The sequence below is a fragment of the Rhodococcus sp. 14C212 genome (assembly GCF_011058195.1).
GTDB lineage: Bacteria > Actinomycetota > Actinomycetes > Mycobacteriales > Mycobacteriaceae > Rhodococcus > Rhodococcus aetherivorans.
In genome coordinates this window covers 64,995-77,597 of sequence record NZ_JAALEH010000011.1, presented here as the reverse complement: position 1 = coordinate 77,597, position 12,603 = coordinate 64,995, and the positions used below count along the sequence as shown (strand labels likewise).

General features: G+C 69.4%; 14 protein-coding genes and 1 tRNA gene. 10 read left to right on the top strand and 5 right to left on the bottom strand.

The window, feature by feature from the left end; all coding sequences use genetic code 11:
• Window positions 1-12 precede the first annotated feature (12 nt).
• A complete protein-coding gene (locus G6038_RS08020; protein ID WP_006937559.1) occupies window positions 13-414 on the top strand; it encodes a holo-ACP synthase in 402 nt (133 codons plus the stop codon).
• Window positions 415-436: 22 nt separating this feature from the next.
• Here the strand turns inward: G6038_RS08020 and G6038_RS08015 are convergent, their stop codons facing one another.
• Together G6038_RS08015 and G6038_RS08010 are read right to left on the bottom strand one after the other, a co-directional pair.
• Window positions 437-1,249, bottom strand: a complete 813-nt coding sequence (locus tag G6038_RS08015) for a TetR family transcriptional regulator (RefSeq protein ID WP_165037170.1) — start codon at window positions 1,247-1,249, stop codon at window positions 437-439.
• A gap of 97 nt (window positions 1,250-1,346) precedes the next feature.
• Complete coding sequence (locus G6038_RS08010) at window positions 1,347-2,222, bottom strand: cyclopropane mycolic acid synthase family methyltransferase (protein ID WP_165037169.1); 876 nt, start codon at window positions 2,220-2,222, stop codon at window positions 1,347-1,349.
• Between the two features lie 184 nt (window positions 2,223-2,406).
• On the opposite strand from G6038_RS08010, the gene G6038_RS08005 reads away from it, so the two are divergent.
• Window positions 2,407-3,741, top strand: coding sequence for a dipeptidase (locus G6038_RS08005; protein ID WP_165037196.1), 1,335 nt, complete (start codon window positions 2,407-2,409; stop codon window positions 3,739-3,741).
• Between the two features lie 8 nt (window positions 3,742-3,749).
• Here G6038_RS08005 and bcp read toward each other — a convergent pair whose 3' ends face one another.
• Window positions 3,750-4,226 (bottom strand): thioredoxin-dependent thiol peroxidase, encoded by a 477-nt coding sequence (gene bcp, locus G6038_RS08000; protein WP_165037168.1) that lies wholly within the window; start codon window positions 4,224-4,226, stop codon window positions 3,750-3,752.
• A 74-nt stretch (window positions 4,227-4,300) separates the two neighbouring features.
• Here bcp and G6038_RS07995 point away from each other — a divergent pair, with 74 nt between their 5' ends.
• The 3 genes from G6038_RS07995 (at window position 4,301) to G6038_RS07985 (ending at window position 6,226) form a co-directional block, all read left to right on the top strand.
• A complete protein-coding gene (locus G6038_RS07995) occupies window positions 4,301-4,522 on the top strand; it encodes a DUF3618 domain-containing protein (protein WP_165037167.1) in 222 nt (73 codons plus the stop codon).
• A 173-nt stretch (window positions 4,523-4,695) separates the two neighbouring features.
• Window positions 4,696-5,463 carry a L,D-transpeptidase gene (locus tag G6038_RS07990; RefSeq protein ID WP_165037166.1) on the top strand — a complete coding sequence of 256 codons (768 nt, stop codon included), beginning with the start codon at window positions 4,696-4,698 and terminating at the stop codon, window positions 5,461-5,463.
• A 28-nt stretch (window positions 5,464-5,491) separates the two neighbouring features.
• Window positions 5,492-6,226, top strand: coding sequence for a dienelactone hydrolase family protein (locus tag G6038_RS07985; RefSeq protein ID WP_346772773.1), 735 nt, complete (start codon window positions 5,492-5,494; stop codon window positions 6,224-6,226).
• Here G6038_RS07985 and G6038_RS07980 read toward each other — a convergent pair.
• The gene (locus G6038_RS07980; protein ID WP_165037164.1) at window positions 6,219-7,055 is read right to left on the bottom strand and encodes a mycofactocin-coupled SDR family oxidoreductase; all 837 of its coding nucleotides are present in this window, start codon (window positions 7,053-7,055) and stop codon (window positions 6,219-6,221) included. The genes G6038_RS07985 and G6038_RS07980 overlap by 8 nt on opposite strands.
• A 248-nt stretch (window positions 7,056-7,303) precedes the next feature.
• On the opposite strand from G6038_RS07980, the gene G6038_RS07975 reads away from it, so the two are divergent.
• From G6038_RS07975 to G6038_RS07965, 3 genes are read left to right on the top strand one after another with little or no spacing between them, the layout of a single operon-like run.
• Window positions 7,304-7,960, top strand: coding sequence for a TetR/AcrR family transcriptional regulator (locus tag G6038_RS07975; RefSeq protein ID WP_206024430.1), 657 nt, complete (start codon window positions 7,304-7,306; stop codon window positions 7,958-7,960).
• 6 nt (window positions 7,961-7,966) lie between these two features.
• Complete coding sequence (locus tag G6038_RS07970) at window positions 7,967-8,674, top strand: hemerythrin domain-containing protein (protein WP_165037163.1); 708 nt, start codon at window positions 7,967-7,969, stop codon at window positions 8,672-8,674.
• Window positions 8,674-9,204, top strand: a complete 531-nt coding sequence (locus G6038_RS07965) for an SRPBCC family protein (RefSeq protein WP_165037162.1) — start codon at window positions 8,674-8,676, stop codon at window positions 9,202-9,204. Before G6038_RS07970 ends, G6038_RS07965 begins: the two co-directional genes overlap by 1 nt.
• 70 nt (window positions 9,205-9,274) lie before the next feature.
• On the opposite strand, the gene G6038_RS07960 is transcribed toward G6038_RS07965, so the two are convergent.
• Window positions 9,275-9,347, bottom strand: a tRNA-Lys gene (locus G6038_RS07960).
• 350 nt (window positions 9,348-9,697) lie between these two features.
• On the opposite strand from G6038_RS07960, the gene G6038_RS07955 reads away from it, so the two are divergent.
• Together G6038_RS07955 and G6038_RS07950 are read left to right on the top strand one after the other, a co-directional pair.
• Window positions 9,698-10,840 carry an Ig-like domain-containing protein gene (locus tag G6038_RS07955; RefSeq protein ID WP_206024429.1) on the top strand — a complete coding sequence of 381 codons (1,143 nt, stop codon included), beginning with the start codon at window positions 9,698-9,700 and terminating at the stop codon, window positions 10,838-10,840.
• 270 nt (window positions 10,841-11,110) lie between these two features.
• Window positions 11,111-12,541 (top strand): selenium-binding protein SBP56-related protein, encoded by a 1,431-nt coding sequence (locus G6038_RS07950; protein WP_165037160.1) that lies wholly within the window; start codon window positions 11,111-11,113, stop codon window positions 12,539-12,541.
• Window positions 12,542-12,603 lie beyond the last annotated feature (62 nt).

Below are 12,603 nucleotides of genomic sequence, written 5' to 3'. Positions count from 1 at the left end.
GTCACAGGACGGATGGGAGTTGCGGGGATCGGGTTCGACCTGGTCACGGTGTCGGAGTTCGAGGAGCAGCTGGGCCGGGCAGGCACGGCGATGCTCTCGAACTTCACCCCGGGCGAGCGTCGCGACGCGAACACCCGCAGCTCCCGTCCGGGCCGGCACTTCGCCGCCCGGTGGGCGGCGAAGGAGGCGCTGATCAAGGCGTGGTCGGCCTCGCTGTTCGGCAGCCCGCCGGTGCTGCCGGAGACCGTGCACCGGCAGATCGAGGTGGTCTCCGACGCGTGGGGCCGACCCGGGATCCGGCTGCACGGCGACGTCGCCGAACACCTGACCGGGGTGCGGATCCACGTCTCGCTCACCCACGACGGAGACATGGCCGGCGCGTTCGTCGTGCTCGAGGACGATCCGCAGGCGTAGGAGTCTGCGGGAGAATTCCGCTTCAGGCGGGGGAGGCGTGCGTCTCCTCCGCCTGACGCGTTTCCACCTGGCCGTCGCTCTCCGGGACCGGCCGCTCGGTCTCCTCCGCCCGGGCGGCGGCCTCACGGCGCCTGCGCCGCTTGGCGCTGGTGCGCGACTCCTTCTCCGCCACCATCAGGTACGCACCCATCAGCCGCTTGAGCTCGACGACCGCGTCGGCGTGGCTCTGGTCGTCCTGCACGGAGAAGTTCAGCATCGAGTAGACGACGTGCACGAGCACCTCGGCCATCAGCGTGCGACGCTCGCGCGGGGTGTCGGGCATGAGCGGAGCCAGCATCCGCGCGATCTGCTCGGCGAACTCCTTCTCGTGGATCGCGCCGGTCGCCCGGGTCGACGGGGTGGACTGCATCGCGAGCCACACCTCCCGCCGCGACGGGTCCGACATCCACAGCCCGGCGAGATGGTCGACGAAGGAATTGAGGAACCGCAGCCAGTCCACGGAGGGGATGACGCCGTCGAACTCGGCGAGCTCCTCCTGCACCCCCACCAGGTCCTGCCGGTTCAGTTCACACACGATGACGTACTTGTTGGCGAAGAACTGGTAGAGGGTTCCGATGGGGACGTCGGCACGGGCAGCCACCTCTTCGCAGGTGAACGACTCGAAGCCGACCTCGGTGAGCAGTTCGCGGGACGCGGCGAGCAGCGCGTCGAACTTGCGCCGGCTGCGCTCCTGCGTCGGGCGACGGCGCGGCACGAGTTCCTGGGGCGCCGCCTGGACCTCCAGCGCCGGATCGATACGGCGTGGGGTGCGGCCGCGCTTCGTTGCAGACTCCACGCGCCCAGGCTAACCGGAGGTTGTCCGAATTCCGAACTTTTAGCTGTGAGGGCGAGTCTCAGCTAACGCCGCCGGTGGCGCCGAGGTCGCCGGCGGCTCACTTGACGAGAGTGAACTGCATGACGTCGATGTGGCCCGTGCGGAAGTGCTCGGCGGAACCGTTCAGGTACTTCATGAAGCGCTCGTACATCTCCTCCGACGACAGCGCGACCGCCTCGTCCCGGCGGGCCGACAGTGCCGCGGCCCAGTGCTCGAGAGTGCGGACGTAGTGCGGCGCCAGGGCCTGGATGCGTTCGACCCGGAACCCCGCCCGCTCCGCGCCGTCGACCACCGTCTCCGGCTGCGGCAACTGCCCGCCGGGGAAGATCTCCCGCTTGATGAAGATGTGGAACAGCGCGTTCTCCCGGGTCACCGGGATTCCCCGTTCGCGCAGCGTCGCGAGGCGGTGCCCCACGATGGTGTGCAGCAGCATCCGGCCGTCCGGGGGCAGCATGTCGTGGCACTTGGTGAAGAACCGGTCGTAGCGTTCGCTCCGGAAGTGCTCGAACGCGCCGATGCTCACGATGCGGTCCACGCGCCCGTCGAACTCCTCCCAGCCCTGCAGCCGCACGTCCACGGTGCGGGGGCCGGGCAGCCGCGCGGCGAGGTCGCGGACGTGCTCGTACTGGTTGCGGCTGAGCGTGAGCCCGATCGTGTTCACGTCGTAGTGCGTGGCGGCGCGCAGCATCGTCGAGCCCCAGCCGCATCCGACGTCGAGCAGGGTCATGCCCGGGTGCAGGTCGCATTTGCCGAGCGACAGATCGACCTTCGCGGCCTGGGCCTGCTCGAGCGTCATGTCGTCCCGCTCGAAGTACGCGCAGCTGTAGGTCATCGACGGGTCGAGGAACAGCGTGAAGAACTCGTCCGAGAGGTCGTAGTGGGACTGGACCTGCCGATAGAACGGCGTGAGCGCGCTCTGCGGGCTGGGTGGCATCGCTGTGCCTTCCGTTCGAGGGCCGTCCGGCCCCGATTCCTGGACCGTTCCGCCCGAGGGCAACCCCGATATCGCGGAATCTACGCCGGACGCGGCCGCACCGAGCATGCTTCGATCTCGACGGGCTGTACCCGTAGCGAAAACGAGACACGAGGATCGGGGAGGCGCGGTGGAGGTCGCGGACATGCGGGAGCGGGTGCGCCGGCTGATGCCGGGGGCGCGCAGGGACCTCGCGGAACTGGTGGCGTTCCGGTCGGTGGCCGATCCGCGGCTGTTCCCGGCCGAGGAGTGCGTCGCCGCCGCCCGGTGGGTGCGCGTCGCGTTCGCCGCGGCCGGCGTCGGCAACACCGAGCTGATCGAGACGTCGGACGGCTCGCTCGCGGTGTTCGGGCACACGCCGGCCCCGGCGGGAGCGCCGACCGTGCTGCTCTACAGCCACTACGACGTGCAGCCCCCGGGCGACGAATCGCTCTGGCACACTCCGCCGTTCACGCTCACCGAACGTGACGGCCGCTGGTACGGGCGCGGCGCCGCGGACTGCAAGGGCAATCTCGTGATGCACCTGCTCGCGCTGCGCGCGCTGCGGGAGCGGGGACCGCTACCCGTCGGGATCCGGATCGTCGGCGACGGCTCGGAGGAAACCGGGGGCGGCGGGCTCGAGAACCTGGCGCGCGCACGGCCCGATCTGTTCGCCGCCGACCTGGTGCTCGTCGCGGACTGCGGCAACGCCGAGGCGGGACGGCCGACCCTCACGACGTCGCTGCGCGGCCTGGCGAACGTCGTCGTCCACGTCGATGCCCTGGCCGGGGAGATCCATTCGGGCCAGTTCGGCGGCGCGGCCCCCGACGCGCTCGCCGCGCTGGTGCGCTTGCTGTCGAGCCTGCGGGACGAGGTCGGCGACACCGTGATCGACGGGCTCGACACCACCGGAATCTGGAGCGGCGAACCCTATCCCGAGGAGGTGTTCCGCGCCGACGCCGGTGTGCTCGACGGGGTCTCACTGCTATCGGCCGGGTCCGTGGCCGACGCCGTGTGGGCGCGTCCCGCGCTGACGATCCTCGGCATCGACGCCCCACCGGTGGTGGGGTCGGCGGCGGCGATCGTGCCCCGCGCGTCGGCCCGGCTGAACCTCCGCGTCCCGCCGGGGATGGATCCGGCCACCGCTCAGGACGCCCTCGTCGCCCACCTGCACGCCCACGCCCCGTGGAACGTGCGGGTGCGGGTCGACCGGGAAGGCGTGAGCGAACCGTTCCGGGCCGCGACCGACGGACCGGGATACGCCGCGCTGCGCCGTGCGCTCGGCGCCGTCTACGGACGCGAGGCCGGCACGGTCGGGCAGGGCGGGTCGATCCCGCTGTGCACGGTGCTGCAGCAGGTGCTGCCGGACGCGGAGATCGCGCTGCTCGGCGTGGAGGAGCCGAGCGCCCGGATCCACGGGCCCGACGAGAGCGTCGACCCGTCCGAGCTCGAGCACATGGCCGTCGCGGAGGCGCTGGTGCTCGCCTCTCTCACGCGGTGAGCCGGCGCTCAGACCGACAGGTCGCGGCGCAGCTTCGCGACGTGCCCGGTGGCGCGCACGTTGTACTGCGCAACCTCGATCCGGCCGTCCTCGTCGACGACGAACGTCGAACGGATCACTCCGGTGACGGTCTTGCCGTACATCTTCTTCTCGCCGAACGCCCCCCACGCCGTGAGCGTGGTCTTGTCCGGATCCGACAGCAGCGGAAACGTCAGCTGCTCGGCGTCCCGGAACTTCGCGAGCTTGGCCGGCTTGTCGGGGGAGATGCCCACGACGGCGAGACCGGCGCCGTCCAGGTCGGCGAGGCTGTCCCGGAAGTCGCAGGCCTGCTTGGTGCATCCGGGGGTGCTCGCGGCGGGGTAGAAGTACACGATCACCTTGCGTCCGCGGTAGTCCGACAGCGACACCTCGTTGCCGTCCGCGTCGGGAAGGGTGAACTCGGGAGCCGTATCGCCGGGAGCGAGCCTGCTGCTGTTTTCCGTCACCTCCGAGAGGGTAACGGACCCGTGCGTCCACTACCGTGGTCGCAGCACAGTGCAGCGACCAACTGGAGGATCACGTGGGTAGGGACACCGAGGCCATCGAACGGGACATCGAGAACGCCCGCAACCAGCTTGCGAGCACCCTCGACGAATTGAGTGTGCGCGCCAGCCCGAAGAACGTGATGGCCCAGACCAAGCAGACCGTGATGGAGAAGGTGAACCAGCCCAACGTCAAGTACGCGTTCGCGGCGGTCGGTGTCGTCCTCGGCGCCCTGGTGCTGCGCAAGCTGCTGCGCTGACGGCCGACCCGAAGGGCACCGTCGTCCGGCTCGCCGGACCGCGGTGCCCTTCGTCGTCTCCCGTGCCGTGGTCGCGCCGGCCGGGGAGTGACCAAGGACCCGTTCCGAGTTCGATCTTGGCGTGGTTGACTGGTAGTGAGCCAACCGCGCCATCTTCGAGGGGGCTGACGGCCATGCCGAACGCACAGCGGGTTGCACGACTTCTTCTCGTCTCGATGCTGGCCGCCATGGCCCTCCTCGGCTCGGGGGCCGCGGCCGCGGCGGGAACCCTCGGCGGCGCCCCGCCGACCAGGCTGCCCGCGTCCGCGCTCGAACCGGCGAACGGCGCGGTGGTGGGGGTGGGACACCCCGTGACCGTCCGGTTCGGCGCACCCGTCGGCGACCGCGCCGCCGCCGAACGTGCCGTCGAGATCACCACGTCGAAGCCCGTGAGCGGCCGCTTCGCGTGGCTCGACGACCGCCGGGTGCAGTGGGTTCCCGACCGCCACTGGCCGGGGCACACCACCGTGACCGTCGCCGTGGCCGGGGCGCGCACCGAGTTCCAGGTCGGCGACGAGTTCGTCGCCGTCGCGAACCGGTCGACGCACCAGTTCACCGTCATCCTCAACGGCGAGGTGGTGCGGACGATGCCGGCGTCGATGGGCAAGCCCGGCTACGAGACCCCGGTCGGCACGTTTTCCGTGCTCGAGAAGTTCCGCGACCTCGTCATGGACTCGTCCACCTACGGCGTCCCGATCGACTCCCCGGAGGGCTACCGCCTCGACACCGAGTACGCCGTCCGGCTCACGTGGGGTGGCATCTTCGTGCACGCGGCGCCGTGGTCGGTGGACTCGCAGGGCAACGCGAACGTGAGCCACGGCTGCATCAACCTGAGCACCGAGAACGCGCAGTGGTACTTCGACCGGGTGAAGATCGGCGACCCCGTGATCGTGGAGGGCTGATCGGCAGGAGGGATACACCGTGACGGACGTGACCATCCCCACGGAGCGCGGGCCGATGCCCGCCCACCTCGCCACACCCGCAGGCTCCGGTCCGTGGCCCGGGATCGTCGTGATCCACGACGCGCTGGGTATGAGCCGCGACATCCGCGCGCAGGCCGACTGGCTCGCAAGCGAGGGCTTTCTCGCCGTCGCGCCGGACCTGTTCCACGGGTCCAGGCGGTCCACCTGCCTGTTCTCCCTCTTCCGGGGCTGGGTGCCGCGCGGCGACCTGGACGCCGCGCGGAACTGGCTCGCGGACCGGCGGGACTGTACGGGCCGGATCGGCGTGATCGGGTTCTGCATGGGCGGCGGATTCGCCCTCGCCGTCGCGTCCGACCACGACTTCGCCGCGGCGAGCGTCAACTACGGCGGCCTCACGAAGGAAGTCGAGCGCGCCCTGCCGCGGGCGTGTCCGATCGTCGGCAGTTTCGGGACGAAGGACCGATGGCCCGGCGTGCGCCAGGTGCCCGACCGGCTCGAACCGATACTGACCGCCGCGGACATCGACCACGACATCGAGCGATACCCGAACGTGGGGCACGGCTTCATGAACGACCACGACCCCGGCGACCTGTCGATCGTGGACAGGACCATCGCCAAGGTCGTGGCCGCCCGCTACGACGAGCCGGCCACCCGCGACGCCCGCGCCCGCATCGTCGCCTTCTTCCGCAGGCACCTCGGCGACCCCGCGCGTGCGAGCGACGGGCCCGGGCCGGCTACTTGATCACCGCGCCTGCGTCGATCGGCAACTGCACGCCGGTGACGTAGCGACCCGCGTCGCTGACCAGGAACAGGATCGCGTTGCTGATGTCGACCGGCTCGACCCATTCGATCGGCAGGGCGTTCATGGTCTTGAACGACTCGCCCGCTTCCTCGCGGGTGATCTCCGACGGCTTCTTGTCCGGCAGGAAGGCCGAGTAGGTCTGCTCGTTGTGGATCATGTCGGTGTTCACCGAGGTCGGATGCACCGAGTTCACGCGGATCATGTGGGGGGCGAGCTCGTTGGCGAGGGTCTTCGTCAACCCCACCACGCCGTGCTTGGCGGCGACGTAGTGCGCAAGGTTCGCCAGGCCCTTGATGCCGGCGGTGGAACTGGTGAGCACGATCGCGCCGCCGTCGTCGTTGGCCTTCAGGTGCGGCACGGCTGCCCGCACTGTCTTGAACACCCCCGTGAGATTGATGTCGATCATGTCGTCCCACATCTCGTCCGTCAGGTCCTCGACGGGCGCGAAGCTGGCGATGCCGGCGTTCGCGAGGACGATGTCGAGCCGGCCGAGCTGGGCGACGCCCTCGTCGACCGCCGATTTCAGGGCGGCGCTGTCGCGGACGTCGGCCTGGCCGGCGATGATCCGCCGGTCCAGTGCCTCGACCTGCCGGACGGTCTCCGCCAGGTCGTCCGGCGTGGCCAGGGGATAGCCCACCGAGTCGACCTGGGCGCAGAGGTCGACGGCGATGATGTCGGCGCCCTCCTCGGCCAGCCGGACCGCGTGACTGCGGCCCTGTCCGCGTGCGGCACCGGTGATGAACGCGACCTTGCCCTCGAGCTGACCCATGGCGGTACTCCTTCGACGGTCGATGTGATCCGCATCCGAGGCTAGAGAGTTTCGCTGGGGAGCGGACCGAAATCGCAAGGCGGATCGGCATACTCGGCGTCCGGTCCGGTCGTGGAGAACATCCCTGACGGCACCGGACGCCGAGTGTCCCGGCGCGGGAGGGGTATCGGGTCGGCGCGGGCAGCGTGCACGAAAAATTTGACCTGAAGCTACTTGTATTGAAAACGGAACGGTTCTACCGTGGGAGTATGAGCGCAGAAGCGCGCGAAGTGGGCTCGGTGGAGGAGAAGCCGCGGCGGTACGACTCGACCCTTCGCCGGCGCCAGGCCGAGCAGAACCGGCGGGCCGTCCTCGACGCCGCCACCACCCTGTTCTCCGAGGGTGGGTGGTCGGTCGCGGTCCGAGACGTCGCGCGCTCGGCGGGCACATCGGTCGAAACGGTGTATGCCCACTTCGGTTCCAAGGCAGGACTCCTCATGCAGGTGCTGGACGTCGCCGTTGTCGGGGACGACGAACGGGTGGCGCTGATGGACCGGCCGGAGTTCGCCGCCCTGTCGCAGGGCGCCCCTCGGGATCGGGCCGCCGCGGCAGCCGCCCTGGTGACGGCCATCAACCGGCGAACCGTCGGCCTACAGCGCACCCTGCGCGCGGCAGCCGTCGTGGAGCCGGACCTCGCGACATGGCTGGAACAGGCACGGGGACGTCAGCGCCTGAACGTGCGGGTCGGCGGTGCGATGATGGCCGGCCGCGAACTGAGCCCAGTCGAGGCCGAGGGGCTGTGGGCCGTGCTCAGCATGGAGGTGTACGAGCTGTTGACCTGCAGCACCGGCTGGAGCCCCGAGCAGTACGAGAACTGGCTCACCGGAGCCATCATCCGGCTCCTGGGCCTGGAGAGTGGAAGGTGATGGGCCATGACTACCGACCATGGACCCGCAGACACACGCAGCATGGGAATAGTGCACAGCGCACTTCGCCGTGACCTGGAACGCACCCGGATCGTGCTCACCACCGAGCCGTACCCGGACCCTCGGCGTCGACGCGGACTGACGGAGCACGTGTTGTGGATGATGCGCTTCCTGCACATCCACCACACCGGCGAGGATGTCGGGCTGTGGCCCTTGATCCGGGTGAAGAACCCGGAAGCCGGCGCCCTGCTGGACCAGATGGACGCCGACCACCAGCGGATCGCACCGGCGATCACCACCCTGGAGGACGCAGCGCGGGCCTACCGCGACGACGCGAACGCTCGGCAACCGCTGCTCGAAGCGCTGGTCGGACTCACCGACGTGCTCCTTCCCCATCTACGGCGGGAGGAGCTGGAGATGATGCCGGTCGTGGCCGCGACGCTCACCACCGCCGAGTACCACGACGTGGAACAGGAGTATTTCGTCAGGCCGAAGAGCTTCCTGGAGCTCGGCGCGGAGGCACACTGGGTCATCGACGGGCTCGGCGAGGACGACCGGGAGGTGATCGTGCACGTGGTCCCGGCCGTGCCGCGCTTCATCCTGCTGCACGGCTTCGCCCACACCTACCGTCGCAAGTCCAGCGTGCTGTGGGGCCACGGGCCCGCAGCCGCGCTGCCGTCGCTCAACCTTGCACTGCTCGAGGGGCGATCCTGATGGGCACCTTGGCGCGGTACGGCAGGACCGAGACGGTGAGCCGCGCCCCGGCGGAGGCGGTGTGGCAGATCGTCACCGACGTGGCCCGGGTCGGTGAGTGGAGTCACGAATGCCGGGAAGCGCGCTTGCTCGGAAACGCCCGAGCGGCAGCCCCGGGAATCCGGTTCCGGGGCAGGAACCGCTCCGGCGGTCTCCGGTGGAGCCGGTCGTGTGTATTCACCGTGGTGGAGCCGCCTCGGACGCTGGCGTGGCGGACAACGGGTCTCCTGGGCCGGGCGGACAGCACCGAATGGCGCATCGACCTCGAACCCGTCCCCGGGGGCACCAAGATCGTCCAGACCTACCGTGTGCTCCACGTGGCACCGGGTCTGGACCGGGTCTACTGGCGGTTGGTCAAGGCGCACCGAGACCGGCGCGCGGCACTGGAAGGCGACCTCCGACGACTCGCCGACCTGGCGGCGGTCGAAGCCGAGTCACACACGCCGGCCGTGCGCCCGCATCGCGAGGGAAAGACCGTGTCCGAAGTTTGACTCGGCCGCGGTCCGGTACGTCGCCGTAAAGAAAAAGGCCAGACCTCGTGTGGAGGTCTGGCCCTTCTTGTGCGCCATCAGGGACTCGAACCCCGAACCCGCTGATTAAGAGTCAGCTGCTCTGCCAATTGAGCTAATGGCGCTTGGCGGTGCGTCTCCGGACCGTTCTCCCGGCGACGAAGGAAAGATTACACACCTTCCAGGAGGGCACCAAATCGGCAGGTCATGCCGCATTTCGGGGGGAGTGACACGTAACGCCGAGGGGGCCGGCGGCGATTGGTATTCGAACGTTATTCGCGTCGTCGACGTCGCGACGGCTTCGCCTCGAGCGGGGCTGGCATCATCGATCGCACACGCATCGACGTGCACTTTTGCGGCCCGGGGGAGGCCCGGAATCGGAGGGTGGAGAGTGGTTGGGAACAGTGCGGCGCCGCGCCGACGGCGGAATCGGCGTGCCGTCGCGGTGGTGCTCGGGACCGTGTTGGTCGGTGTCATGACCTTCGTCACGGCCTGCTCCGGTGCGACCGGCGCCGGCGGGGCCGAGGAGGTGCCGATCGATTCGAATCCGCTCGCCGCGCTCATCAAGCCCACGGTGTCGGCGAGCGTCGTCGACGGGGGAGTCGGCTTCTCGCCCATCGAGCCCGTGACGGTCTCGGTGGTCAACGGCAAGCTCGAGTCGGTCACGTTGCTCAACCCGGACGGGGAACCCGTCGCCGGGGCGCTCGGTCCGGACGGAGCCACCTGGGCCAACACCGAGCCCCTCGGCTACAGCCGGCAGTACCGGCTCGAGGCCGTCGCGTACGGGCTCGGCGGCGCGACCACGACCGTCGCCTCCTTCACCACCAGCGCCCCCGGCAACCTCACCCAGCCCTACGTGATGCCGGGCGAGGGCTCGGTCGTCGGCGTCGGCCAGCCCGTCGCGATCCAGTTCGACGAGAACATCCCCGATCGCCTCGCCGCCGAGCAGGCCATCACCGTCGTCACCGACCCGCCCGTGGAGGGCGCGTTCTACTGGCTCAGCAACCGCGAGGTGCGGTGGCGGCCCGAGAACTACTGGGCGCCGGGCACGACGGTCACGGTGGACGTGAAGGTCTACGGCCGCGATCTCGGCGACGGTCTGTTCGGGCAGTCGGACGTGCATTCGAGCTTCACCATCGGCGACGCGGTGATCATCACCGCCGACGACAACACCAAGCAGGTCACCGTCAACCGCAACGGGGTCGACGTGATGACGATGCCCACGTCCATGGGCAAGGACAGCACGCCCACCCCGAACGGCGTGTACACGATCGGCGACCGGTTCGAGCATCTGGTGATGGACTCGTCGACCTACGGCGTCGCCGTCGACTCCCCGCAGGGCTACCGGACCCCGGTGGACTGGGCGACGCGGATGTCGTACAGCGGCATCTTCTTCCACTCCGCGCCGTGGTCGCTCGGCGATCAGGGTTCCCGCAACGTCAGCCACGGCTGCCTCAACCTGAGCCCGGCCAACGCCAGGTGGATCTTCGACAACACCAAGCGCGGCGACATCGTGCTCGTGAAGAACACCGTCGGCGGCATCCTCGAAGGCACCGAGGGACTCGGGGACTGGAACATCCCGTGGTCGACGTGGAAGGCCGGAAACGCGCGCACCTGATCCGCCGCCGGGCCGACCCGCTGCGGCGGCCCGGCGTGTGGCAGGCTGGATCCGCCTCCTTTGGTAGGGGTTGGCACGAGACCCCCGGGATCGACGATCCCGGGGGTCTTCCCATGTCGGACGCCGCCTTCCGGACATCGTGCCCCGTAGAAGGTCGACATGCGGTCCTGCACGGCGGAGAATCAGGGAAAGGCATGCCTACCTGTGACATCGACCGACCGTGGACCATCGATGGTGGCCCGGCGGACAGGTCCGAGTCGAGGAGGAGTCATGCCTGCAATGACAGATCCCACGTTCTACCGCAGCCCGGGTGACGCCGTAGCGGCCGCGCCCGAGCAACTCGCCTATGTGGCTGCCTTCGATCCGGCAGGCCGGGCGAAGGACGCGATCGCAGTGGTCGATTGCGAGCCGGGTTCGCCGACATACGGTGGTGTGGTCGGCTGGACCGAGTTGCCGACGGCGGGCAACGAGTTGCACCACTTCGGGTGGAACGCCTGCTCGAGCGCGCTGTGCCATGAGGGGCACGGCGATCACCACGCCGGGCATCACGGGCAGCCGCTCGAGCGACGATATCTGGTGGTGCCGGGTATCCGCTCGTCGAGAACGTACATCCTCGACACCAAACCCGATGCTCGGCACCCGGTGGTGACCCGCACGATCGAGGCCGCCGAGCTCGCCACGAAGGCCGGATACTCCCGGCCCCACACGGTGCATTGCGGACCGGGCGGAATCTTCATGTCCGCCCTGGGAGGCGCGGACGGCGCCGAGGGTCCGGGCGGCGTCGCGCTGCTCGACCACGACACGTTCGAGGTCGTCGGACCGTGGGAGGCGGAGCACGGCGAGCAGTTCATGGCGTACGACGTGTGGTGGCACCTGAAACACGACACGGTGATCACCTCTGAGTGGGCCACGCCGTCGATGATCGAGAACGGACTGAATGCCGAGGACCTCCTCGGCCGCAGGTTCGGGCACCACCTGGACTTCTGGAGCATGTCCGAGCGCAGGCTGACCCAGCGCGTCGATCTCGGCGACGAGCACCAGATGGTTCTCGAACTCCGCCCGGCTCACAATCCCTCCGAGGCGTTCGGGTTCGTGGGCGTCGTCATCAGCGTGGAGGATTTGTCGGCCTCCGTGTGGATGTGGCACAAGACCGACGACCGGTGGGCGGTCGAGAAGGTTATCACCATTCCGGCGGAGCCGGCCGACGCCGACGATCTGCCGCTGGCGCTGAAACCCTTCGGCGCGGTACCGCCGCTCGTCTCCGACATCGACCTGTCGGTCGACGACCGCTGGCTGTACGTCTCATGTTGGGGCACAGGAGAACTCAAGCAGTACGACGTCGGTGACCCGTTCCACCCGCGGGAGACGGCCTCGGTACGCCTCGGCGGGATCGTGCGGCGCGAGCCGCACCCGGCGGTTCCGGACCTCCGGATCGCGGGAGCGCCGCAGATGGTGGAGATCAGTCGCGACGGGCGCCGGGTCTACGCCACCAACTCGCTCTATGCGGCCTGGGACGAGGTCTTCTACCCGGACGGTGTGGGGGCGTGGATGGCGAAGTTCGATGCCGATGTCTCCGACGGCGGTCTGGTCCTCGACCGCGGGTTCTTCCCGCACGGCGACGACTTCCGCGGACGCAGGGTGCACCAGACGCGTCTGCAGGGCGGGGATGCGTCCAGCGACTCGTACTGCTTCACCGGATGATCGGCCCGTCGCTCTTGCGGGTTGCGGGTCCGGGGCGTGCGGTGGGGAGCGGCAAGCGTCGC